The organism is Kribbella soli (genome assembly GCF_004331345.1).
In the GTDB taxonomy this organism is placed as follows: Bacteria; Actinomycetota; Actinomycetes; order Propionibacteriales; family Kribbellaceae; genus Kribbella; species Kribbella soli.
The window spans coordinates 988,634-1,011,912 of the sequence record NZ_SJJZ01000004.1; the positions used below are offsets into that span (position 1 = coordinate 988,634).

At 68.3% G+C, this 23,279-nt stretch carries 23 protein-coding genes and 1 riboswitch; of the genes, 13 read left to right on the top strand and 10 right to left on the bottom strand.

Translation table 11 applies throughout. The features are described from left to right. The first annotated feature begins 8 nt into the window (after nucleotides 1-8). Nucleotides 9-674, top strand: a complete 666-nt coding sequence (locus E0H45_RS35550) for a TetR/AcrR family transcriptional regulator (RefSeq protein WP_131345663.1) — start codon at nucleotides 9-11, stop codon at nucleotides 672-674. Nucleotides 675-754: 80 nt separating this feature from the next. Next, nucleotides 755-940 (top strand): YegP family protein, encoded by a 186-nt coding sequence (locus tag E0H45_RS35555; protein ID WP_130387097.1) that lies wholly within the window; start codon nucleotides 755-757, stop codon nucleotides 938-940. Between the two features lie 90 nt (nucleotides 941-1,030). On the opposite strand, the gene E0H45_RS35560 is transcribed toward E0H45_RS35555, so the two are convergent. Then, entirely contained in the window at nucleotides 1,031-1,393 is a 363-nt protein-coding gene (locus E0H45_RS35560; RefSeq protein WP_131345665.1) for a YciI family protein, read from the bottom strand. Between the two features lie 105 nt (nucleotides 1,394-1,498). Here E0H45_RS35560 and E0H45_RS35565 point away from each other — a divergent pair, with 105 nt between their 5' ends. Beyond that, entirely contained in the window at nucleotides 1,499-2,461 is a 963-nt protein-coding gene (locus tag E0H45_RS35565; protein WP_131345667.1) for a threo-3-hydroxy-L-aspartate ammonia-lyase, read from the top strand. A gap of 295 nt (nucleotides 2,462-2,756) precedes the next feature. Next, a riboswitch (cyclic di-AMP (ydaO/yuaA leader) is annotated at nucleotides 2,757-2,924 on the top strand. Continuing rightward, nucleotides 2,924-3,784: a C40 family peptidase gene (locus E0H45_RS35570; RefSeq protein ID WP_131345669.1), complete on the top strand. Its 861-nt coding sequence runs from the start codon at nucleotides 2,924-2,926 to the stop codon at nucleotides 3,782-3,784. (Overlaps the previous riboswitch by 1 nt.) Nucleotides 3,785-3,942: 158 nt before the next feature. Here E0H45_RS35570 and E0H45_RS35575 read toward each other — a convergent pair whose 3' ends face one another. Both E0H45_RS35575 and E0H45_RS35580 read right to left on the bottom strand, forming a co-directional pair. Next, nucleotides 3,943-4,599, bottom strand: a complete 657-nt coding sequence (locus E0H45_RS35575) for a response regulator (RefSeq protein WP_131345671.1) — start codon at nucleotides 4,597-4,599, stop codon at nucleotides 3,943-3,945. Beyond that, nucleotides 4,596-5,828 (bottom strand): sensor histidine kinase, encoded by a 1,233-nt coding sequence (locus E0H45_RS35580; protein ID WP_131345673.1) that lies wholly within the window; start codon nucleotides 5,826-5,828, stop codon nucleotides 4,596-4,598. Before E0H45_RS35580 ends, E0H45_RS35575 begins: the two co-directional genes overlap by 4 nt. A 142-nt stretch (nucleotides 5,829-5,970) precedes the next feature. On the opposite strand from E0H45_RS35580, the gene E0H45_RS35585 reads away from it, so the two are divergent. The 3 genes from E0H45_RS35585 (at nucleotide 5,971) to E0H45_RS35595 (ending at nucleotide 8,095) form a co-directional block, all read left to right on the top strand. Next, nucleotides 5,971-6,870 carry an ABC transporter ATP-binding protein gene (locus tag E0H45_RS35585; RefSeq protein WP_131345676.1) on the top strand — a complete coding sequence of 300 codons (900 nt, stop codon included), beginning with the start codon at nucleotides 5,971-5,973 and terminating at the stop codon, nucleotides 6,868-6,870. 28 nt (nucleotides 6,871-6,898) lie between these two features. After that, entirely contained in the window at nucleotides 6,899-7,705 is an 807-nt protein-coding gene (locus E0H45_RS35590) for an ABC transporter permease (protein ID WP_131345679.1), read from the top strand. 204 nt (nucleotides 7,706-7,909) lie between these two features. Then, complete coding sequence (locus E0H45_RS35595; protein WP_131293116.1) at nucleotides 7,910-8,095, top strand: DUF3073 domain-containing protein; 186 nt, start codon at nucleotides 7,910-7,912, stop codon at nucleotides 8,093-8,095. 171 nt (nucleotides 8,096-8,266) lie between these two features. On the opposite strand, the gene purM is transcribed toward E0H45_RS35595, so the two are convergent. Both purM and purF read right to left on the bottom strand, forming a co-directional pair. Further along, nucleotides 8,267-9,340 carry a phosphoribosylformylglycinamidine cyclo-ligase gene (purM, locus tag E0H45_RS35600; protein WP_131345682.1) on the bottom strand — a complete coding sequence of 358 codons (1,074 nt, stop codon included), beginning with the start codon at nucleotides 9,338-9,340 and terminating at the stop codon, nucleotides 8,267-8,269. A gap of 21 nt (nucleotides 9,341-9,361) precedes the next feature. Beyond that, complete coding sequence (gene purF / locus E0H45_RS35605) at nucleotides 9,362-10,924, bottom strand: amidophosphoribosyltransferase (protein ID WP_131345685.1); 1,563 nt, start codon at nucleotides 10,922-10,924, stop codon at nucleotides 9,362-9,364. 264 nt (nucleotides 10,925-11,188) lie between these two features. On the opposite strand from purF, the gene E0H45_RS35610 reads away from it, so the two are divergent. Next, nucleotides 11,189-12,172 (top strand): helix-turn-helix transcriptional regulator, encoded by a 984-nt coding sequence (locus E0H45_RS35610; RefSeq protein WP_238155534.1) that lies wholly within the window; start codon nucleotides 11,189-11,191, stop codon nucleotides 12,170-12,172. Nucleotides 12,173-12,592: 420 nt separating this feature from the next. Then, nucleotides 12,593-12,970 (top strand): helix-turn-helix transcriptional regulator, encoded by a 378-nt coding sequence (locus tag E0H45_RS35615; protein WP_131345688.1) that lies wholly within the window; start codon nucleotides 12,593-12,595, stop codon nucleotides 12,968-12,970. A gap of 306 nt (nucleotides 12,971-13,276) precedes the next feature. On the opposite strand, the gene E0H45_RS35620 is transcribed toward E0H45_RS35615, so the two are convergent. Genes E0H45_RS35620 through E0H45_RS35635 form a run of 4 tightly spaced genes read right to left on the bottom strand, consistent with a single transcriptional unit; the run spans nucleotide 13,277 to nucleotide 17,445 of the window. After that, nucleotides 13,277-14,647 (bottom strand): NAD(P)(+) transhydrogenase (Re/Si-specific) subunit beta, encoded by a 1,371-nt coding sequence (locus tag E0H45_RS35620; protein WP_131345691.1) that lies wholly within the window; start codon nucleotides 14,645-14,647, stop codon nucleotides 13,277-13,279. Then, on the bottom strand, nucleotides 14,644-14,949 hold the full coding sequence (locus E0H45_RS35625) for an NAD(P) transhydrogenase subunit alpha part 2 (RefSeq protein ID WP_131293106.1): 306 nt from the start codon (nucleotides 14,947-14,949) through the stop codon (nucleotides 14,644-14,646). The genes E0H45_RS35620 and E0H45_RS35625 overlap by 4 nt, the downstream gene beginning before the upstream one ends. Continuing rightward, on the bottom strand, nucleotides 14,946-16,067 hold the full coding sequence (locus E0H45_RS35630) for an NAD(P) transhydrogenase subunit alpha (RefSeq protein WP_131293104.1): 1,122 nt from the start codon (nucleotides 16,065-16,067) through the stop codon (nucleotides 14,946-14,948). Before E0H45_RS35630 ends, E0H45_RS35625 begins: the two co-directional genes overlap by 4 nt. A 43-nt stretch (nucleotides 16,068-16,110) precedes the next feature. Then, complete coding sequence (locus tag E0H45_RS35635) at nucleotides 16,111-17,445, bottom strand: dipeptidase (protein WP_131345693.1); 1,335 nt, start codon at nucleotides 17,443-17,445, stop codon at nucleotides 16,111-16,113. 117 nt (nucleotides 17,446-17,562) lie between these two features. On the opposite strand from E0H45_RS35635, the gene E0H45_RS35640 reads away from it, so the two are divergent. Beyond that, on the top strand, nucleotides 17,563-18,510 hold the full coding sequence (locus E0H45_RS35640; protein ID WP_238155536.1) for a hypothetical protein: 948 nt from the start codon (nucleotides 17,563-17,565) through the stop codon (nucleotides 18,508-18,510). On the opposite strand, the gene E0H45_RS35645 is transcribed toward E0H45_RS35640, so the two are convergent. Next, the gene (locus E0H45_RS35645) at nucleotides 18,507-19,919 is read right to left on the bottom strand and encodes a serine/threonine-protein kinase (RefSeq protein WP_131345698.1); all 1,413 of its coding nucleotides are present in this window, start codon (nucleotides 19,917-19,919) and stop codon (nucleotides 18,507-18,509) included. The two genes, E0H45_RS35640 and E0H45_RS35645, sit on opposite strands and share 4 nt — an antisense overlap. A 167-nt stretch (nucleotides 19,920-20,086) precedes the next feature. On the opposite strand from E0H45_RS35645, the gene E0H45_RS35650 reads away from it, so the two are divergent. The 3 genes from E0H45_RS35650 (at nucleotide 20,087) to E0H45_RS35660 (ending at nucleotide 23,277) form a co-directional block, all read left to right on the top strand. Next, nucleotides 20,087-21,262: a hypothetical protein gene (locus tag E0H45_RS35650; protein ID WP_165546704.1), complete on the top strand. Its 1,176-nt coding sequence runs from the start codon at nucleotides 20,087-20,089 to the stop codon at nucleotides 21,260-21,262. A gap of 64 nt (nucleotides 21,263-21,326) precedes the next feature. Further along, complete coding sequence (locus E0H45_RS35655; RefSeq protein ID WP_131345704.1) at nucleotides 21,327-22,490, top strand: hypothetical protein; 1,164 nt, start codon at nucleotides 21,327-21,329, stop codon at nucleotides 22,488-22,490. Nucleotides 22,491-22,545: 55 nt separating this feature from the next. After that, entirely contained in the window at nucleotides 22,546-23,277 is a 732-nt protein-coding gene (locus tag E0H45_RS35660; protein WP_131345707.1) for a metallophosphoesterase family protein, read from the top strand. Nucleotides 23,278-23,279: the final 2 nt, after the last annotated feature.

Consider the following 23,279-nt stretch of genomic DNA (forward strand, 5'->3'; position numbering starts at 1 on the left):
TTGTCAACGTGATCACCAAAGAGACCTCGCGCCGCCTCGATCCGGAGAAGGTCGTCGACACCGCGCTGACCATCGCCGACGACGAGGGACCGGCCGCGGTCTCGTTCCGGAAGCTGGCCGCGCAGCACGACGTCACACCGATGGCGCTGTACCGGCACTTCAAGGACAAGAACGACCTGCTGGCGGCGCTGGGCGACCGCCTGCTCGCGGAGGTCGTACTCCCGGAGCCGACCGACGAGCCGTGGGACGTGCAGTTGCAGGCGCTGCTGGGCGCGTTCGTCACCGCGCTGCGCGCGCACCCGCGGCTGGCGGACATGACGCTGTCGCGGATCCTGGTCGCCGAGTCCGGACTCGAACTGGCCGAGCGGGCACTGGGGCTGCTGATCGAGGGCGGATTCTCCACCGACGACGCGGCCGAGGTCGGCCGGCAGTCGATCTGCTCGCTGATCGCGCTGGTCACCACCGACCCGATCGTCCGCGAGGTGAGCGACCCGGAGGCCCGTGAGGCGTCGCTGCGGCGGAAGCGAGCCTCGCTCGGCGCCCTGTCGCCCGAGCGCTACCCGCTGATCACGTCCGCAGCGGGCGCGCTGATCTGCCCGTCGTCCCGGGACCGGTACTACGACCTCGGCCTCGAGCTCGTCGTCGCCGGCATCCGCGGCGTAGCCAGAAGCTAGGGCGTGTGCGGGCGGCGGAGGCGGCCGGAGAGGACTACGCTCCGAAACGGAGCGATACCACTCTCTATGGAGGTACACCGATGGCGGGGAAGTTCGAGCTGTACAAGGACAAGTCCGGCGAGTTCCGGTTTCGTCTGAAGGCCGGCAACGGCGAGGTGATCGCGACCAGCAGCGAGAGCTACACGACCAAGGCCGCGGCCGAGAACGGCATCGAGTCGATCAAGAAGAACGCGGCCGACGCGAAGGTCGACGACCAGACCGACTGAAACCCCCTGCAATCCCCTGCAAACTCTGTAAACCCTGTAAAACAAGGAGGGTTTCTCCACGATCCTGTGGAGAAACCCTCCTCGTTCGTCTCAGAGACCGTCCGCGAACTCGACCCCGCGGACCTCGACGCCGAGACCCTCGATCCCCGCGTCCGGGATCAGCGCGGCCAGCTCGCAGGCGCGCTCCCGGGACGCGACGTCGACCAGGTAGTAGCCGCCGAGGAACTCCTTCGACTCCACGAACGGCCCGTCAGTGACGGCCGGGAGCCCGTCGCGGACCTTGACCACCGCGGAGTCGGCCGGCTGCTGCAGCGCGACCGTGCTGTGGAACTCGCCCGACGCCTTGATCGTGTCCATGAACTTCTGGTGCCCGCTGCCGATGGCCTGCTGCTCCTCCTCGGTCAGCGCGGCGAGCACGTCGGGGTTGATGTTCAGGACCAGTAGGTACTTCACGATGTCTCCTTCGCACGCGGCCCCCGTTGGTGGGCGCCTCTCATCCATCAGTACGGAGCGGGCCGGCGAACCTTGACATGCCTTCCGCACCGATAACGTCAGCCCATGACCGTGCTGAGTCTCACAGATGTCCGGGCCGCCGCTGATCGCCTCGCCGGAGTCGCGCACCGTACGCCGGTCCTCACGTCGCGGACGCTCGACGAGCGCGTCGGCGCGCGGGTGTTCCTCAAGGCGGAGAACTTCCAGCGGATCGGCGCCTTCAAGTTCCGCGGGGCGTACAACGCAGTCAGCCGCCTCACCCCGGAGCAGCTCGCAGCGGGCGTGGCGGCGTACTCGTCGGGCAATCACGCGCAGGCCGTCGCGCTGGCGGCACGGCTCGCCGGGACGTCGGCGGTGATCCTGATGCCGGAGGACGCCCCGCCGACGAAGCTGGCCGCGACCCGCGGGTACGGCGCCGAGGTGGTGACGTACGACCGGTACACGCAGGACCGGACCGCGCTGGCTCAGGAGTTGGCGACCGAGCGCGGGCGGACGTTGATCCCGCCGTACGACCACCCCGACGTGATGGCCGGGCAGGGAACCGTGGCGCTCGAGCTGATCGAGGAGGTCGGGCACCTGGGCGCGCTGCTCGTCCCGGTCGGCGGCGGCGGGCTGATGGCCGGTTGTGCGACCGCGGCGACGATGATCTCGCCCGGGATCCGGATGATCGGTGTCGAGCCGGCCGCGGGTGACGACCACGCCCGGTCGCTGGCGGCGGGCGAGCGGGTGGAGATCGCCATACCGCGGACGATCGCGGACGGGCAGGCGATCTCGACGCCGGGCGAGCTCACGTTCGCGGTGAACCAGCGGCTGGTGGAGTCGTTCGAGCTGGTCAGCGACGCGGAGATCCTGGAGGCGATGGCGTTCGCGTTCGAGCGGCTGAAGATCGTGCTGGAGCCGAGTGGGGCGAGTGCGCTGGCCGCGTTGCTGGCCGGACGGATCCACGGGCTGCCGGAGCGCGTCGGAGTGGTGCTGTCAGGCGGGAATGTGGGGCTGGAGCGCTTCCACGAGCTGCTCGGAAATAGCTGAAGACGCAAGAACTTTAGGGTGCCCTGACCACCCTCTGTGCCCGTTGTCACAGAAAGCTACCGCAGAATGTGACCGAGGCCACATGGGAGCGCTCATTTGCCGCCTCAGCCCCGCTCAGACGCGCTCAGGACACCTGGTGTTCACCAGGACTCACTGACCCGTCAGGAGCCCCCTCAGGGCCTTTTGGGAGCGACTCTGTGGATCTAAGGGTTTGCGTCGTGATCGTTCTGTTATACAGTCGTCGGCGGTTCGGTAAACAACACGAACCGCACACGGGTCAACGCCGAGCCCTGCCAGGGCCCATGTGCTCCCCTCGAACTACATGGCAGGGGTGGGGGACCCATGAAGTTGGGTCTCGACCGTGAGTGGCCGAGACCCTGGGGTGAAGTCCGCGGGAGCGGACCGGGCTATGAATCCCAGCCCGAACCCGACAGCTAACTTCACAGGCGTCGGGAGACAACCATGCCCGTCACTGCCCGACGGACGTCGCTTCTGCGCGCCGTCAGCCAGACCGCTGAATCCAGTACGAACCGGCCTACCGGCCGGACTCTGGCGAAGCACCGTAGGTCCACCACCCGTCCTGGGACTCCCCGGGCTGCAGCCGCCGTTCTGACGGTCGGCCTGGCGGTAGGCGGTGGAGCCGCTCTCACCGTCAGCACCACCCCCGCTGCCTCCGCGGCAACCACCTCCGCCACCGCGACGACGACGCCGCGGGGATACTGGAGCATCCCGAGCAAGCCGCTGCTCCGGTTCCGCGACCGCGGCCCGACCGTGAAGTACGTCCAGAGGGCCCTGCACCTGGGTCCGGACGGCTACTTCGGCACCAGCACCGTCCGGGTCCTGAAGAAGTTCCAGACCTCCTGGGGTCTGAAGGCCACCGGCTACATGGACAAGAAGACCTGGGGCCGGCTGACCTGGGCCGCGAAGCACAAGGTGCTCTACGGCAAGTACGGCGCCAGCAGCGGCACCACCACGTTCCGCGCCAAGGTGCTCCGCGAGGCGGCCAAGCTCAAGGGCACGCCGTACCGCTACGGCGGCACGACGACCCGCGGCTTCGACTGCTCCGGCTACACCGGCTTCGTGTACAAGAAGGCCGGTAAGAAGCTGCCGCGCACGTCGCGCCAGCAGTACAGCGCGACCAAGCACATCAGCCGCAAGACCGCCAAGCCGGGTGACCTCGTGTTCTTCCGCAACGGTGGCGGCGGTGTGTACCACGTCGGCATCTACGCCGGCGGGAACATGCTGTGGCACGCCTCGAAGCCGGGCACCCCAGTCCGGAAGGCGAAGATCTGGACCAGCAGCGTGGCCTTCGGCCGCGTCTGAGTCCTGACCGGCCGGCGTCCTTCCCCCCATTGGGCGCCGCCGGTCGTCAGCGTCCTATCCCCCCAGGCACGCTGACTTGTGAAACCGGCCCGAACCGTCGCCCCCACCCCTCCGACGGATCGGGCCGGTTTCCTTTTGCCGTCTTCCTTGTGACGGGTTCAGTCGTCGAGGAGGCCGGCTTCGTAGGCCAGGATCGCGACCTGGACGCGGTTGGTCGCGTCGAGCTTCACCAAGGCGCGGGAGACGTGCGCCTTCACGGTGGCCTCGCTCATGAAGAGCTTCCGGCCGATGTCGGCGTTCTGCAGACCGCGGCCGACCGCGACCAGCACCTCCCGCTCGCGCTCGGTCAGCTTGTTGATCCGCTCCTGCGCGGCCCGCTTCCGGTCAGCGCGTGGATCCCCCGCGAAGTGCCCGATCAGCCGTCGCGTCACCGCCGGCGACAGCATCGCATCCCCGGCCGCCACCACCTTGATCGCCTGCACCAGCTCCCGCGGCGGCGTGTCCTTGAGCAGGAACCCGCTGGCCCCGGCCTGCAACGCACGGAACACGTAGTCGTCGAGGTCGAACGTCGTCAGTACGACGATCTTCGGTGGGTCCGGCAGCGCCTGCACCTCCCGGGTGGCGGCCAGCCCGTCCAGCCGCGGCATCCGGATGTCCATCAGCACCACGTCCGGCCGGTGCTCCTTCACCATCCTCGCCGCGTCCGCGCCGTCCTCTGCCTCAGCGACCACCTCGAGCTCGTCGTCGGACTCGAGGATCATCTTCAGCCCGGCCCGCACCAGTGCCTCGTCGTCCACGATCAACAGCCGAGTCATCGCTCTCCTTCTTCTCCGTGCGATACCGCGTCTCCGTGCAGGGCCTCGACCTGGTCAGGCAGCAGCGGGTCGGACGGCTCGCGGCTGTCCGCCCACGGCAGCCAGGCTTCCACCCGCCAGCCGCCTTCCGTCGTCGGTCCGGTCCAGAGCCGGCCGCCGACCAGCTGCACCCGCTCCCGCAGACCGACCAGACCGGCACCGGCACCAGGCAGCAGTGAACCAGCAGCGACCGGCCGGACGTTCGTCACCCTGACCGTCACGCCTTCACCACGTGCGCCATGGACCTGTACGTCGGTCGCGGCGCTGCGCGCATGTTTGTGCACATTGGTCAGCGACTCCTGCACCAAGCGATAGACGGTCCGCCCGACAGAAACCGGTACGTCGTCCGGCAGCGCGACGTCGTACCCCACGGCAACTCCGGCGTCTCGCGAGGCCATGATGAGCCGCTCGAGGTCCGAGGCCTTCGGAACGGGTGTCAGGTCCGCCCCGTCCACGCTGATGTCGGACCGCAGTACGCCGAGGACCTCGCGGAGGTCCTCCATCGCCTGCCGCGCGGTCTCGCGGATCAACCTGGCCGAGCCCTCGACCTTGTCGGGGCCGACGGACGGGTTCACCTCGAGACCGCCCGCGTGCAGCGCGATCAGCGAGACCTTGTGCGCGAGGACGTCGTGCATCTCCTGCGCGATCCGGGCGCGCTCGCCCAGGCGGGCCTGCTCGCTGCGCAGTTCGCGTTCGGCCTCGGCGCGCTCGGCGCGGTCCCGCAGCGACGCCATCAGGTCGCGGCGTGCACCGATGTACGCGCCGATCGCGATCCAGGTGCCGACCAGGAACGGTCCGGTGAAGATCGACACCCAGATCTGGTTCTGGGTGCCCCAGCTGTTCAGCACGTAGGCGGCATACGCGGCCAGGCCGAGGATCGCGAGTGCGATGTCGCGGCGGCGGATCGCCAGCGTCAGCAGGGCGAGACCCATCGGGACAAAGATCGACCCGGTGAGCATCGCGAGCACGGCGATCGCGGTGACGGTCACCGGGAACCGCCGGCGCCAGAGCAGCGCGACCGAGGCGACGATGCCGGCGCCCAGCACGTACCAGTCCCTGGGGCTCCAGCCGCCGGCACCGGACGCCGCCTGCAGGACGATCGTCAGCAGGCTGAAGCCGACGAACAGGATGTCGCGCAGGCGCGGGGCATGCCTGAACCACCAGGCGTACCACCGGCGCAACCGTCGCATTCCGTCACTGTAGTTCGATGGTCGACGCGATCACGTCCCCCTTCCGGGTGGGTTCCGTAGCCGATCGGACAACTTTCGTAGGGGGTCACAGCAGCCGCTCGTCCGATGTGCGACGGGGGTCGGTGACGGTTGACTCGATGTCATGATCACCGTCGAGAACCTGACCAAGCGCTACGGCAGCACCACGGCTGTCCAGGACGTGTCGTTCACCGTTCAGCCCGGCAGCATCACCGGCTTCCTCGGCCCGAACGGCGCCGGCAAGTCCACCACGCTGCGGATGCTCACCGGGCTGACGCCGCCGACGTCCGGCACCGCCTCCATCACCGGCAAGCGGTATGTCGACCTGCCGAACCCGGGCCGTGTCGTCGGGGTCATGCTGGACGCCGCCGCGCAGCACCCGGGCCGCACCGGCCGCGAGACGTTGCTGCTGAACGCGAGCCTGCTCGGCGTGCCGAAGACGCGCGCCGACGAGATGCTCGAGGCGGTCGGACTCAGCCACGCCGCGAAGCGCCGCGTCGGTCAGTACTCGCTCGGTATGCGGCAGCGGCTCGGTATCGCCAGCGCGCTGCTCGGCGATCCCGCCGTACTGATCCTCGACGAGCCCGCGAACGGGATGGACCCGGAAGGCATCCGCTGGATGCGTGGCCTGCTGCAGGACTTCGCGTCCCGCGGCGGCACGGTGATCCTGTCCAGCCATCTGCTCGGTGAGGTGCAGGCGACCGTCGACCGGCTGGTCGTCATCGGCGGCGGCCGGATCGTCGCCAACGGCTCGCTGGAGGAGCTGCTGGCCGGTTCCGGCACGCTCGTCCGCGGCCTCGACCCGATCGGCCTGAACGAGGCCCTGACCGCTGCCGGCCTGAACCTCGAGCCGCTGCACGACGGCGCGCTGCGCGTCGACGCCACCGCCGAGCAGGTCGGGCGGGTCGCCGCCGCTTCCGGTCAGATCCTTCTCGAACTCCGCCAGAGCGACGGCGCCGGCCTGGAGGACCTGTTCTTCCAGCTGACAGCTCAACCGTCACAGCCCGTTGCCGCAGCCGCCTGATCACCTCGAACTTTCTCTGGAGACTTCTATGACCACCGTGACCGACGTCGCGCCTGCGACAACCGGCAAGCACCGCAGCGAGGTGGCGACCAGCCTGCCGCCCGCACGCGGTCAGTCCTTCCTGAAGCTCGTCACCATCGAGCTCCGCAAGTCCGTCAACACCCGCAGCGGCCGGGTCCTGATCGCCGCGATCCTGCTGATCGCACTCGCCGCGCTGACCTGGCAGTTCACCCACATGCCGACGGGTGACGCCGGCTTCGAGGGGTTCCTCGGCGCCGCGTCCACCGGCGTGATGCTGCTGCTGCCGGTGATCGGCGTGATGGCGATGACGTCGGAGTGGACCCAGCGGACCGCGCTGACCACGTTCACGCTGTCGCCGCGCCGGGTCCGCGTGCAGCTGGCCAAGTTCGTGTCGGCGGTCGTGCTGAGCGTGGTCGTGATGACCGCGGTCGTCGTACTGGCGCTCGCGAGCACCGCCCTCGCCGGTGGGATCACCGACCACGCCGCGTCGTACGCCGGACTCGGCGGGCAGCTCGCCGGGGCCTACCTGACCGTCGCGCTGAACGTCGTGATGGGCGCTGCCTTCGGTGCCGTCATCCCGCAGACCGCGGTCGCGATCCTGGCGTACTTCATCGCGCCGACCGCCTGGTCGCTGGCCGGGCCGGCGCTGTTCAAGGACAACGCGAACTGGCTGGACGTGTTCGGCGCGCTCGGCCGGATCGCGGAGCGTGATCTGCACGGGATGGTGCCCGAGACGCTGGTCGCGGTGGGGGTGTGGATCGTTCTTCCGACCGTCCTCGGACTGTGGGCAAGCTCACGTCGCGAGGTCAAGTAGCGGGGGCGGAGGCGGCGGGGCGGGCTGGTTTGAGGGGACCGGCACGCCCCGCCGACGCAATGATCGGACCTCTCTGGGCTTCGGTCAGGGGGCGGTGCGTGTGTCGATCCGCCGCTCCGGGTATCCTTGAACCACGATTACTGACGACTGATCCGTGGGCGCCACGCAGCGTACCCGGTTGACTTGTGCGAGGGGGTCGACGCTATGGGGCGCGGCCGTGCAAAGGCCAAGCAGACGAAGGTCGCACGCGACCTGAAGTACCGCACCTGGGACACCGACTTGGACCAGCTCAAGCGTGAGCTGTCCGGTGACCAGGGTGGCGACCGTTCTGCAAACGGTGACAACGACGGCGACGGTGACGACGCCGACGACTACCACCCCCGTCGGTAAGCAACATCAGCCCGGCTGAGCTGCTCAGGTGCCCCTCGCGGGTGGCTGGGCGGTTCTCCGTGCGCCGACGTGTTCCATCACACCAGCACCACCTGTGACGGGACCAGCGATCCAGCCGCCCGAGGCGTCGGACGGCTGGACTGCGGAACCGTTCGCAGGTGGTCAGCTGACCTACTTGGCGTAGGTTCCCTCGAGGGTGACCGTGCCGCTCGGGGTTGCTGTGACCTCGCCGCACACCCAGGCGGGGATATCGCGGGCCGCCAGCGCCTGGATCGCGGCGTCGGCCGACGACGGGTCCAGTACGGCGACCATGCCGGCGCCCATGTTCAGCGTCTTCTCGAGCTCTGGGAGCGCGACGTCGCCGAGTAGCCCGACGAGCCCGAAGATCGGCGCCGGCGTCCACGTCGACCGGTCGATCCGCACGGACAGCTCGTCCGGGATCACCCGCGCCAGGTTCGCGGCGAAGCCGCCACCGGTGATGTGCGACATCGCGTGCAACGGCTTGTCGTCGCCGCCGTTCAGCTCCTGGATCAGCTCCAGGCAGTGCTTGGCGTACACCCGCGTCGGCGTCAGCAGTACCTCACCGAGCGTCGTACCGAGCTCGGGCACGACCCGGTCCAGCTCCCACTTCGCACGGTCGAAGAACACGTGCCGCACCAGGCTGTACCCGTTCGAGTGCAGTCCCGACGACGCCATCGCCAGTACGACGTCCCCTTCGCGCACCCGCTCCGCGCCCAGCACCTCGTCCGCCTCGACCACACCGGTCGCCGCACCCGCCACGTCGTACTCGTCCGGCTCCAGCAGCCCCGGGTGTTCCGCGGTCTCTCCGCCGACGAGCGCCGTACCGGCCTCGACACACGCCTCCGCGATGCCCTTCACGATCTGCGCGATCGTCTCCGGCACCACCTTGCCGGTGCAGATGTAGTCGGTCATGAACAACGGCTCCGCGCCGCACACGACCAGATCGTCGACGACCATCCCGACCAGGTCGAACCCGATCGTGTCGTGCTTGTCCAGCTTCTGCGCGATCGCGACCTTGGTCCCGATCCCGTCCGTCGACGTCGCCAGCAGCGGCCGCCGGTACGCCGTCAGCGCGGTCGCGTCGAACAACCCGGCGAAACCGCCGAGCCCGCCGACCACCTCGGGGCGGGTCGCCTTCGCCACCCACTCCTTCATCAGCTCGACGGCCCGGTCACCGGCCTCGATGTCGACCCCGGCAGCGGCGTAACTCGCGCCTTGACTCACGTTCTGTTCTCCCTTGAGGTACTACGGGCGGCTGAGCGCGTCCGCGGCGCCGCCACCGCCGGAGACCGTCGCCAGGCCATCGGCATCGGTCGCCACCGGCAGCTCGAGCAGGTGCTTGCCGAGGTGCTCCGGCTCCGGCAGCGCCACCGGGTAGACCCCGTCGAAGCACGCGCGGCACAGCTTGTCCATCGGCACCGTGGTCGCCTCGACCAGGCCGTCCAGGCTGATGTACCCGAGCGAGTCGGCGCCGAGCGAACGGCAGATCTCCTCGGTGTTCAGCCCGTTGGCGATCAGTTCGGCGCGGCTGGCGAAGTCGATGCCGTAGAAGCACGGCCACTTCACCGGCGGCGCGGTGATCCGGACGTGGATCTCCTTGGCGCCGGCCTCGCGCAGCATCCGGATGACGGCGCGCTGGGTGTTGCCGCGGACGATCGTGTCGTCCACGACGACCAGGCGCTTGCCCTCGATCACCTCGCGCAGCGGGTTCAGCTTCAGGCGGATGCCGAGCTGGCGGATCGTCTGGCTCGGCTGGATGAACGTGCGGCCGACATACGCGTTCTTCACCAAGCCGGAGCCGTACGGGATGCCGGACTCCTCGGCGTACCCGATCGCTCCGGGGGTGCCGGACTCGGGCGTCGCGATCACCAGGTCGGCCTCGGCCGGGTGTTCGCGGGCGAGGCGGCGGCCGATGTCGACGCGGGTCGAGTAGATCCGGCGGCCGGAGATCTGGGTGTCCGGGCGGGCCAGGTACACGAACTCGAACAGACAGCCCTTCGGGTCCGTCTCGGCGAACCGCGTCGAGCGGAGCCCGTCGGCGTCGATCGCGACGATCTCCCCCGGCTCGACCTCGCGGATGAAGCTCGCGCCGACGATGTCCAGGGCGGCGGTCTCGCTGGCGATCACCCAGCCGCGCTCCAGCCGGCCGAGCACCAGCGGGCGGATGCCCTGCGGGTCGCGGGCGCCGTACAGCGTGTTCTCGTCCATGAAGACCAGGCTGAACGCGCCCTTGACCTTCGGGAGGATCTTCGCGGCCGCCTGCTCGATGGTCAGGTCCGGGTACCCGGCGAGCATCGAGGTGAGGATGTCGGTGTCACTCGACGCACCGTGCTTCGCGTTCGCCTTCGCGTGGTCGACGTCGGCGTCGAGACCGAGATCCAGGTCACCTTCGCCGTTCAGGCTCGCGGCAAGTTCACTGGTGTTGGTCAGGTTGCCGTTGTGACCGAGCGCGATCGACCCGGTCGCGGTAGACCGGAACGTCGGCTGCGCGTTGGCCCAGACACTGGACCCGGTCGTCGAGTACCGGCAGTGGCCGATCGCGATATGCCCGCGGAGCGAGGCGAGAGTCGCCTCGTCGAACGCCTGGCTGACCAGCCCCATGTCCTTGTAAACGAGAATCTGACTCCCGTTACTGACCGCGATCCCGGCCGACTCCTGCCCCCGGTGCTGCAAGGCATAGAGCCCGAAGTAGGTGAGTTTGGCAACCTCTTCCCCCGGCGCCCAGACCCCGAAGACGCCACAGGCGTCCTGCGGACCCAGATCCTGCGGGTCGAGTTCATGAGTAAGCCGACCATCGCCACGAGCCACACCAGCAGTCTACGGGACGCGACGACGGCGACTTACCAGCGTCCTACCAGCAGATGTGCCCGATGCAGTCGGGGTCGCTGCCAGGCGCCGCGAACGAAACCGTGGGTGTGGCCGCGAAGAGAAGCAGCGCAACGCCGACTACCGTCAGCAGCTTCTTGATCACGTATCGTCCCTTCAGAAATAATCCGAAACCACCATTGGGTGCTCATTGTCGACGCACTCTGTATATGGTCGGTTCCGACAAGTTTCTGGAGGAGAAGGATCGTGCTGGAGCCGCTGGGGGTGGACGAAGCCACTTTTGCGGTCTATCACGCCCTTCTCAGCCACCCAGACAGTACGCCCGAGCAGATTGCGGCGCTAGTAGATCGTTCGACGGCCGAAGTCCAAGAACTGATGGACCAGCTCCGAAGGCTGGAGCTTCTGGTCCCGACCTGGACCAACCCCGAAGGCGAGCACGCAGTCCACCCTCGCGTCGGGCTAACCGGCCTGGCCGAACGGCGGCGGACCGAGCTGAACAAGGCGCTCGGCGAGCTGAAGGAAGCCGAAGCCTCCGCCGAGGTCATCGCAGAGCAGTACAACGAACTACTGACATCGCGCAGCAGCGGGGACGTCGAGGTACTCAAAGGCCGCGCCAACGCCTCGCGCCGGATCGAGGAGCTCGCGCTAAAGACCAAGGACACGTCCTGGGGCCTGGTGCCAGCGCATTTCGACGACGCAGTCCCGAGGGCGGAGCGCTCGCCTGACTTCGAGCTCCTGGGACGCGGCATCAAGATGAGAACCGTGTACCTCCAGAGCATGACCGCCTCGAAACTGGCGGTGGAGTACGCCGAGACCATACACAGGCTCGGTGGCGAGGTTCGGGCGACGCCGACGCTGCCGATGCGGCTCCTGATCTTCGATCAGGAGATCGCAGTCATGCCGATGGACCCGGAGAGCCCGACCGCCGGCGCGGTGATCCACCGCACCCCGGCGGTGGTGTCGGTCGCCCTGGCGCTGTTCGACGCTTACTGGTCCCGCGCGACCGAGATGTTCGACGCCGACGACCGCGACGACGAGACGCCGCTCACACCACACGAGGCCGAGGTATTGCGCCTTCTGGCCGGTGGAGCCAAAGACGAGCAGGTGGCCCGCCTCCTCGGCATCTCGCTCCGCACCGCCCGCCGCATCACCGCCAACCTCTCCGAACGCCTGGACGCCGCCAGCCGCTTCGAACTCGGAGTGGCTGCCGCCAAGCGCGGCTGGGTCTAACGACGTTGTTCGACTCCGCAGGACTTACGGAGGATCTCCTCGCGGTCTACCGGCTCCTGCTGCAGCGGCCGGAGCTCGGGCGTGCCACGCGGTTGAACGAGCTTGCCACCGAAATGGGGCGGACCCGACCTTGCAAATTTCTTGGCTCAGCGGACGACGCGTGACGTCGAAATCCTCGAAGGACGTGAACTCGCTAACCAGAGAATGCAGCGCTTCCATCCGAAGAACTCGCTCTGGGGAATGACTCAATCCCAGAGGTCTACCAGCATGGATCCCGAAGTCTTTCCCGACAAGCAGCATCTCGAGCGTGGCATCAAGATTCGCTACCTCTTTCCAGACGCCTAATGGAAGCGCCCTGGAGCACCCGAGTTCGACCGCTTTATCGTCGGCGAAGGCGGGAAGGTACGGATCGCTCCGGCTGTGCCGTTCCGACTGGTCATCTTCGACCGCGAATCGGCAGTCATGGGGATCAACCCCGATGACAGCTCAGTCGGCGCCGTTGTGCATCACAGTCGCCCTGTGGTGCGGATGGCTGAAGAACTGTTCCTCAGTCTGTGGGACCAGGGATTCGAGCCATTCGCCGAGGAACAGCGTGCTCGGGACGGTGGGATCAGTGCTCAGGAGGCTGAGTTTCTTCGGCTCCTGGTGCATGGGGCGACCGATGAGCAGGTGGCTCGGAAGCTTGGGGTTTCGATGCGGACTGTGCGGCGGATTGCGGCGAAGTTGAGTGAGCAGGTGGGGGCTTCGGGGCGGTTTGAGTTGGGGGTTCGGGCGGCGCAGCGGGGGTGGGTGGATTAGCCCCAGTCCCAGGAGCGGGAAAGGGGCTTGGTACGGCGGGTCAAAGGGTTCTCCTCTGTGGGGCGCGAAGGGAGAGAGGAAAGGTGCGCCGCCCGGCCTCTCGGTACGAGAGTCAAACAGAGCGCCCGCGGCGCGGGCAACGGGCGGCACTGGCCGGGGAGGTCGTTGGCCGGGGGTGGCCACCTGCTTCCGGGGCCGCTTTGCGGAAACTTTCTGCCACCAGGTGCCAATTAGTTACCGGAAAACAGTTCGGCCGTCGGCGCACCGCTTGAGCGGGCGCCGACGGCCGTTGCATTTGGTGCGGGTCTAGACCGTTTTCAGGGCGGTGAGGAGTTTGGTGAGGGAGTCTCGGGCGTCGCCGAAGAGGAGGGTGGTTCGGGGGTCGTAGAGGAGTTCGTTCTCGATTCCCGCGAAGCCGGGGCGCATGGAGCGTTTGAGGAAGATGACTCGCTGGGCCTCGTCGGCGTTCAGGATCGGCATGCCGTAGATGGGGGCCGACGGGGTGTTGCGGGCGGCCGGGTTGACCACGTCGTTGGCGCCGACGACCAGGACCACGTCCGTCGTCTTGAAGTCGCCGTTGATGTCGTCCATCTCGCGCAGCTGCTCGTAAGGCACCTGGGCCTCGGCGAGCAGCACGTTCATGTGGCCCGGCATCCGGCCGGCGACGGGGTGGATGGCGTAGTCGACCTTGACCCCGCGGCTCTGCAGTTCCTCGACGAGGTCGCGGAGGGTGTGCTGCGCCTGCGCGACGGCGAGACCGTACCCGGGCACGATGATGACCTTGCTCGCGTACCCGAGCAGGATCGCGACGTCCTCCGGTCCCGCCGAGATGACCGGCCGGTCGGACGCCGTACCGGCGCCCAGCGTCGACCCGCCGCGGACCGCACCGAACAGGATGTTGAAGACGGACCGTCCCATCGCGTCCGCCATCAGCTTGGTCAGCAACGTACCGGCGGCACCGACCAGCGTGCCCGCGACCAGCAGCAGCGTGTTCCCGAGCACGTAACCGCCCGCGGCCACCGTCAGACCGGTGAAGGCGTTCAGCAGCGAGATCACGATCGGTACGTCGGCACCACCCACCGGCAGCACCAGCATCACGCCGATCGCGAGACCGATGAGGCAGAGCAGTACGCCGACCCACACCCGCGGATCCGACACGAGCCAGGCCGCGAGCGCGATGCCGCCCAGCAGCGAGGCGACGAAGAGCACGGGCAGACCCGGGAACGTCACCGGACGGGTCGTCATCAGTTCCTGCAGCTTGGCGAACGTGACCACCGAGCCGGAGAAGCTGATCGCGCCGACCAGGACCGTGAACGCCGTGGCGATCGCCGCGACGGTCGCGTCGGAGGGCACGTCGCCGAGCTCGACCAGGGCGACCAGCGCGGCCGCGCCGCCGCCGACGCCGTTGAACAAGGCAACGAGTTGCGGCATCTGGGTCATCTGCACCCGCCGCGACCCGATCACACCGCCGACGGTGCCGATCGCCAGCGCGATCAGGATCGACGCCAGGTGGTCGGGCTTGTAGGCAGCGAACGTGATGATCACCGCGAGGACAGCTCCGGCGGCGCCGATCAGGTTGCCGGTGCGCGCGCTGCGCGGCGACGACAGTGCCTTCAGCGCGACGATGAAGCAGACCGCGGAGACCAGATACCCGATCTGGGCCCAGGTGGGGATCACTTGTGCAGCTCCTTCTTGCGAGCCCCCGGACCTTTGAACATCTCCAGCATCCGGTCGGTGACCACGAACCCGCCGACCATGTTCACCGTCGCCAGTACGACGGCCAGCAGCCCGACGATCACCACGATCGCGGAGTCGGCCGCGCCGGTGACGATGATGGCGCCGACCAGGATGACGCCGTGAATGGCGTTCGCCCCCGACATCAGCGGGGTGTGCAGTGTCGAGGAGACCTTGCTGATCACCTCGACCCCGACGAACGCCGCGAGTACGAAGATCGTCAGCAACGCGATGGATTCCGTCATGCCTGGCCCTTCAAAAGCTCTCGGGTGGGCTCGTGGAGTACGGCGCCGTCGTGGGTGACGCAGCAGCCGCGGACGATCTCGTCGTCGAAGTCGGGATCGAACGCGGCGTTCCGGGTCATCAGCCGGATCAGGTTCGCGATGTTCTGACCGTAGAGCCGCGAGGCGGGCCCGGCCATCTGCGACGGCACGTTCGCGCCGCCCCAGACCAGTGCGTCGCCGATCGTCAGCTCGGTCCCGGCGACGGATCCCTCGACGTTGCCGCCCTGCTCGGACGCCAGGTCCACCACGACCGACCCCGGCTTCATCTGCTCGACCATCTGCCGTGTCACCAGCATCGGCGCGGTCCGGCCCGGTACGGCGGCCGTCGTGATCAGGGCGTCCGCGGCGGCGACGTACGGCGTGAGCAGTTCACGCTGGAGTTGCGCGCGCTCCGGGGTCATCTCGCGGGCGTAGCCGCCGGGTCCGTCGAGCGTGCCGAGTTCGAGCTCGATCGGTACGGCGCCCATCGACGCGATCTCCTCCGCGGCGGCAGTACGTACGTCGTACGCCTTGACCACCGCTCCGAGGCGTTTCGCGGTGGCGATCGCCTGCAAGCCGGCCACGCCGGCGCCGAGCACGAGGACCTGGGCCGGCGGGACGGTGCCGGCCGCGGTCATGTTCAGCGGGAAGAATCGCGGCAGCCGTTCGGCGGCGACGATCGCGGCCCGGTACCCGGCGACGAGCGCCTGTGACGACAGTGCGTCCATCGACTGGGCCCGGGAGATCCGCGGGATCAGCTCCATCGCGAACACCGTCAGCTTGGCCCGGGTTGCGGTCCGGACCACGTCTGGCGGGTTCGTCGGCAGGAACGACATCAGCGCCGTACCGGCGTGCAACCGTTGCAGGCGCTCGCGTTCGAGCGGCTGCACCGACGCCACGATGGTGGCGGCGTGGTCAGCACCCCAGGCCACCTCGGCGCCGGCGTCGCGGTACTGGTCGTCGGAGAACAGCGCGCGTTCACCGGCGGCCGGCTCGACCGCGACCTCGTAACCGAGCTCGATCAGTTTCGCGACTTGTTCCGGCACCAGCGCGACCCGGCGCTCCGCCGGTCTGGTCTCCCGTACGACTGCGATCTTCACTCGCCGAAACCTATGCCAAACACTGGGTCGCCGAAAAGCCCGGTCACGACTGGTTTGCGAGGTTCTGCAGCAGAAGGGCCTCTGCCAGGCAGACCTTGGTGAACTCCGCGAGGTGCAGACCCTCGTCGATACCGTGCGCGCGGGTGTCCGGATCCTCGACGCCGGTGACCAGGATCGAGGCCTGCGGGAAGGTCTGCTGGAACTCCGCGATGAACGGGATCGACCCGCCCATACCCATGTCGATCGGCTCGACACCCCACGCGGTCTTGAACGCCGCCCGGGCCGCTTCGTACCCGGCGCCGCGGGCGTTCACGCTGCACGGCTGACCGTTCTGCCCCTCGGTGACGGTGACCTGCGCACCCCACGGCGCGTGGTTCTCGAGGTGCGCCTTCAGCGCCGCGCTCGCCTTGATCGCGTCGTCGCCCGGCGCGACCCGCAGGCTCACCTTGGCCCGCGCGACCGGCACGAGCGTGTTGCTGGCCTCCGCCACGGACGGCGCGTCGATCCCCAGTACGGCGATCGCCGGCCGCGTCCACAACCGGTCGACCAACGAGCCCGAGCCGGTCAGCCGAACGGAGTCCAGAACGCTCGACTCGGCCCGCAGCCGGTCCTCCGGGTACTCCACATCGGCTGCCCGGGAGGCGTGCAGCCCGTCCACCGCGACGTCGCCCTTGTCGTCGTGCAAGGTCGCGAGCAGCCGGCACAACGTCGACAGCGCGTCCGGGATCGGCCCACCGAACAAACCGGAATGGACCGCATGATCGAGCGTCCGCACCTCGACGTACGCCTCGACCAGACCGCGCAGCGACACCGTCAGCGCCGGCCGGCCGACATCCCAGTTGCCCGAGTCCGCGATCACGATCGCGTCGGCGGCGAGCTCGTCGGAGTACTCGTCCAGCAGCTGCAGCAGGGTCGGTGAGCCGATCTCCTCCTCGCCCTCGACGAACACCGTCACGCCCACCGGCAGATCGTTGCCGAAGGCCCGTACTGCGGCCAGGTGTGCGGCGATCCCGGCCTTGTCGTCGGCCGCGCCCCGCCCGTACAGCCGGTCGCCCCGCTCGGTCGGCTCGAACGGGTCCGACGTCCACTGCTCGACCGCCCCGGTCGGCTGGACGTCGTGGTGCGCGTAGAGCAGCACCGTCGGCTTGCCCGCGGGCGCGGCCTTCTTCGCGATGACCGCGGGCGCGCCCTCGCCGGCCTGGACGATCTTCACCGTGAAGCCTTCGGCCTCGAACAACGCCGCGGTCGCCTCCGCGGATCGCTGGACATCGGCCGCGCGGGCCGGTTCGTAACTGACCGACGGGATCCGGATGAGGTCCTCGAGGTCGGCACGGACGCTGGGCAGAACGCGGTCGATCGCCGCTGACAGATCGCTCATGCGACAACCGTACGGCGTCCGTTCGCGGAGCCGACGCCCGGTGAACCCTCGCGCGTTGCTCATTGCCGATTTACTCTGAAATTCTCGTAGGTTTCCGCCCAACCTCCAGAGGTCATCATGCGCTTTCTTGCCATTTCGACCGCCATCCTCACCACAGCCGCCGCCCTCACGAGCGCCCTGACAACTGCACTGCCCGCGCATGCCGCGATCAGTTGCGACACCTCGACCAGCGGCGGCTCGACGTTCTACGACGGACCGTCGGCCTCCTACAAGTACGACGCCCGGTTCAGCAACAGCGCGAGCATCCCCAACCTCAGCACGCACACCCCGCAAGGCGCCGGTACTTGGTACAACTGGGACGGCTCCGGCAAGAACCTGATCCTGATCGCGGCGTACCGCGCGGGCGCCGACTCGCAGATCTACGGCATCGATCCGTCCACCGGCTCGACGGTCGGCGTGGTCGCGATCGCCGAGTCCCACGTCGGCGGGATCACCGTGAGCAAGGGCTGGGCGTTCGTGTCCGGCCAAGGCAGCAGCATCCGCAAGTACCGGCTGACGGAGTTGCGCGACGCGTTGAAGGCCGCCGGTACGCCGTACCTCGGGCAGGTCGGTACGGCGCGTGACGTGGCCGGATCGTCGTTCATGGGGAGCTACGGGGACTCGTTGTTCTCCGGGACGTTCAACGAGACCGGTCGCGGGACCATGTACGAGTACAAGATCGCGGACGACGGAACGCTGACGACGCTGGCCGGCGCCTGGGAGGTCCCGACGAAGACGCAGGGGCTGACGATCACCGCCAACCACTTCATCTACAGCACGTCGTACGGGCGTGGGAACCGCAGCAACATCTACGTGGTGAAGCGCGGTCAGAAGGATCTGGACGCGGCGGCGCTGAGCTGCTTCCGCGCCCCGAGCATGACCGAGGGCATCACGGAGTACAACGGCACCGCGTACCTGGTCTACGAGTCCGGCTCACACCTGTACGCGTCGGACCCCGCCACGTTGAACGTCATCCCCCGCATGCACAAGGCAACCATCTCGTCCCTGACGTCACTGGTTCCTTAGGACGTGTACGTCGCTGAGTCCACGACTGCTTGACGCGTTTTCGGGTTGTCGTCGCGTACCTGCACCCGGAGGAGAGTCGTGTCGTTCACCTTCTTGTACTGCTCCAGCACGGTTGGCACGTCGTTGCAGCTGTACCTGAAGGTGACGACATCTCCAGACTTCTCCGGGTCACCTCCTCCGGTGCACCCAGGCGGCGGGGAGGCACTCGTCGGCAGTTGAGTGGCGTTCACCAGGCCAAGGTAGACACCTTCGGTGTCCGGGTCGGTCTGCCACGTAGACGTGTTTGTGCTGACCACAAGAGACTTGTCGGCGGTCGCCTGCTCGCCCCACTGGCGGGGGACCTCTACGGACAGGCCTCTGTTCTCCACGTTCACCGGGCGGGTCAGGACGTACTGGTAGCCGCCGTACCCGCCGCCGGCTGCCAGCACCACTGCAGCGAGTGCTGTGAACACACCTGCCCGCCCGCGACGCTGGGGCTTCGCAGCAACGGTGGACTGGCCGGCGCTGGCCAGTGCGGTCGCCTGGTCGACCGGAGCGGTCGCGGCGCTCGGTGTGGGCATCTCTGCGGCCGGCACCAGCCCCGCCGGGATCTTGCCCGTGGTGTGCGCCTCGCGCAGTGCGTTGAGGAAGCTGTCGAGGTCCGGCCAGCGCTTGTCCCGGTCGGGCTCGAGAGCACGCCGTACGACGACGTCGATCGCATCCGTCACGTCTTCGCGCAGTGTGGTCATCGAGGGCGGCGGTGCCTCGATCTGCATCACCGCACCGAGGCTGGCCACGCCATGCGGTGCCTGGCCGGTGAAGGCGGCGTACGCGACCGCGCCGAGCGAGTACAGGTCGGCGCGGTGGTCCAGCCGTTCGCCCATCACCTGTTCCGGTGCGACGTACGCCGGGGTGCCGCCGGGCATCGTGATCCGCGAGACCTCAGCGAGCGACTTGCCCAGACCGAGGTCGGACAGCATCGCCCGGTCGCCGTTCGGATCGCTGCGGAACAGGACGTTGGCCGGTTTCACGTCGCGGTGCAGGACACCGCGGGCGTGCAGGTGCTTCAGGCCGCGGCCGACCTGCGTGATGATCCGGACCGCCTCGCCGAACTCGAGCGGGCCGGCCTTGATCCGGTCCGCGAGCGTGCCGCCGTCGGCGTAGGTGAGGACCATGAACGGGCGGCCGTCGTCGGCCTCGCCGATGTCGTGCACGCCGACGACGTACAGCGAGTCGACCTTGCGCAGGAACCGGCCCTCGGCCAGGAACCGCCGGCGGACGTCCTCGTCCTCGACCCAGTTCTCGGACAGGATCTTGACCGCGACCTCGGCGTCCAGTTGCTCGTCGCGCGCCAGCCAGACGGTCGCGAAACCCCCGGCACCCACCCGGCGGACCAGGGAGTACCGGCCGATCCGCGGTGGCTGGTCCATGGCGTAATTATGCTCGATCCGTTCTGCGACCCGTTCGCTGGAGTGAACAAAGCGGTATTTTCCGGCGTCACATCTGCGACAGCGGGATGCTGATCTCCCGCCCCGGCCGTGGTCCGCCGCACGGTCCGTAACCGTGACCTGACCATGAATTGTTGAGGAGATCGCCGATGCGAGTGCAGAACGGCCGCCTGGTCGCCCTCGTCGCAGCTGTCGCCGTCGCCGCCATCACGGGCGGCGGAGCCCTCGCGTGGCGCCAAGGCCCGCAGGCCAATGCAGAAGCCGACGCGGCTCCCCTGTCCAGCTCCCCGTCACCGGCGACCAGCACCCCGACGAAGAGCACCACCACGGCCAAACCGACGCCGACCCCGACGTCGACTCCTTCCTCCAAACCGTCGACCACGTCGGCCGGTCCGGTGAAGACGAAGATCGACCTGAAGAAGCTCACCCCGGGCCGGACGCCGCAGATCACGTACCTGAGCGGCCGGACGATCCGCGGCGGCGCCGGCGAGGACGTCAAGATCCCCGGCGCCACCGACATCCAGGAGGTCGCGCGGCTGGGCAATACGTCGCTCGCCGTGGTCACCAAGGGTTTCGGCAACGAGATGCTGACCCTCGACAGCGAAGGCAACATCACCCGACGGACGCCGGACGTCACCCAGATCGTCACCACGGACGACGGCAGCGCCGCGGCGTACGCCGGCACGAAGCTCAAGGACACCGGCGAATCGACGGCCGGCGCTACCATCTACGCCGAGCAGGCCGAGGCGCAGGGCGTCCAGAAGATCACCGTCCCGGATATCTGGAACACCACGCTGGAGGCGTACGTCGACGGCAAGGTCTATTTTGACGCCTCCACCACGCAGGACGGGGTCTCCGCGCTGTACGAGTGGACGCCGGGCGAGTCGAAGGCCACCCTGCTCAAGAGCATCCCGAAGGCGCTGGCGGTGTCTGGTGCAGGTACGGCGGGCTCGCTGACCACGCTGGCAGACCAGAGCAGCTGCAGCAGCCTCCTCACCGTCCCGGCCGGCAAGCGGCTGTGGCGCACCTGCGACTACATGATCACCGGCTTTACACCGGACGGCGCCACAGTCATCGCCGGGTCGAAGTACCAGGACGGGTACGGCGACGGCATCGCGGCAGTGCTGTCGGCGAAGAACGGCAGCCTGCTGCACGAGTGGTCCGGTGTGTTCCGGCAGGCGGTTCCCGAGGACGACCAGCACATCCTGCTGCTCGCCGACACCGGCGACCAGACTCCGGCGTCGATTGTGCGCTGCACCATCTCCAGCGGCGCCTGCGAGCTCGCCACTCCGCTCGCCAAGGGCCAGCTGCTGATCGGCGCCTGACGTGACGCCTCCGCCGGTGCGACACGGCATTGGCCGTCTGATCGCTGTTGTGGCGGTCACGGCTGTGGCTGCTGTCGCTGCCGGCGGAGGCCTCGCCTACCGCCAGGGCCCCAAGTCAGCCTCCTCAACCGTCGCCGCACCACTGGGCGGCGCCCCGAGCCCTACGCCGTCACCCACGCCGCCGACCCCGGTGCTCAGCACGACCCCGGTCGTAGTGCCCACACAGACCCCGACACCGAAGCCGTCGCTCACGCCGAGGTCTGCGTCGACGACACCCCAGATCCCCTCCGGTCCGGTTGCTCTCGAGGCCGCCAAGCTGACGCAGGGCCAGGATCCGCAGCTGGCCTATCGCTTCGATCGCACGGTGCTCGGCGCCGGGAAGGAGCTGAAGGTCCCTAGCAGCGGCAGCCTCATGGAGGTCGCCCGCCTGGGTACCAGCGTGCTCGCAACGACCTCCGGCGGCGAATTGCTCAAGGTCAGCTCCAGCGGCGCAGTGGTTCGCCGTACGCCGCATGTCATGACCCTGGCTGGGACGGCGGACCAGTCGGCCGTGGCGTACGCGACCACCCCACCAGTGGTCGTCGGGCAGCAGACGTACGGCGCGACGCTCTACGCGGACAACGGGGCCTCGGCGAAGTCCCTGGAGCTCCCGGACGTCCAGAGCATCTTTGTGCTCGCCTACACGAAGGACACGATCTACTACAAGGCTTCCGTCAAGGGCGCCGAGACGACCTTGAAGCTGTATTCCTGGACGCCAGGCGCAGCAAAAGCCGTTCTGGTGAAGACAGTCGCCGGAGACGCGATGGCTGTCTCGCAGGACGGCCGCCTGGCGTCTGCACTGCCTGCGAACAGCAGCGGCGACGGCTGCTCCACAGTCATCGAGATCGCCACCGGCAAGAAGCGATTCAAGACCTGCGACTACCGGGTCACCGGCTTCACCCCCGATGGCGCCGTTGCGATCGGTACACCGGCGTACGGCGACAGCTACTGCAGCAACATCATTACCGCGCTGGACTCGCGCACCGGCGCCGTACAGCATCAGTGGAGTGGCTGTTTCTACGAGGCCGTCGCAGAGGACGAACAGCACCTGCTGATGGTCGCGGTGGTGGCCGGCGGCGGTCAGGATCCGAACACGAAGAGCACAGTCGTACGCTGTTCCCTCGGCACCGCAGCGTGTGAACGCGCGACCGAAGTCGTCAGCGCCAAACAGATCGACTTCGCCCGGTGATCTGCCCTGAGCAGATGTCCCCGCACCACAAGGGTTTTCGCGGCAGACTGCGGGCATGACGACGGTTGCCGTTCTGGCTGACATTCATGGCGTGCTGCCTGCGCTGGAGGCGGTGCTGGCAGATGCACAGCAGGCCGAGCTGATCGTGCTGGCCGGGGACATCGCGAGTGGGCCGCAGCCCGTGGAGACGTTGGATTTGTTGACGGGGCTGGGCGAGCGGGTGGTGTGGGTGCGCGGCAACGCGGACCGGGAGCTTGTGGAGATGGCTCGGGGGACCTATGACGCCAAGGCGCCGGATGCGGTGAGTCCTTGGGCTGCGGAGCAGTTGCGGCCGGACCAGGTTGAGCTGCTTGCTGCACTGCCTACGACCGTGACGATCGGGGACGTGCTGTTCTGTCACGCCACTCCGCGCGACGACGAGGAGATGGTGCTGGTGGACAGCCCGATCTCCCGGTGGGCGCAGGTGTTCGAGGGACTGCCGGACGAGGTCAGGACGGTGGTCTGCGGGCACACACACATGCCGTTCGCCCGGCAGGTCGATCGGCGGCTGGTGGTGAACGCCGGAAGCGTCGGGATGCCGTACGGCGCTCCCGGTCCGAGCTGGGCGCTCCTGACCGAGGACGGCGTACAGCTGCGGCGTGCACCGCTCGACGCGGCCGAAGCTGCAGCCCGGATCGAGAGCGAGTCGACGTACCCGGGTCGTGCGGAGTGGGTCGCTGAGTACCTGCTGCACACCTACTCCGACACGGAGGCGCTGGAGGCGTTCAGGCCGCGCGCGGAGGGCTGAGC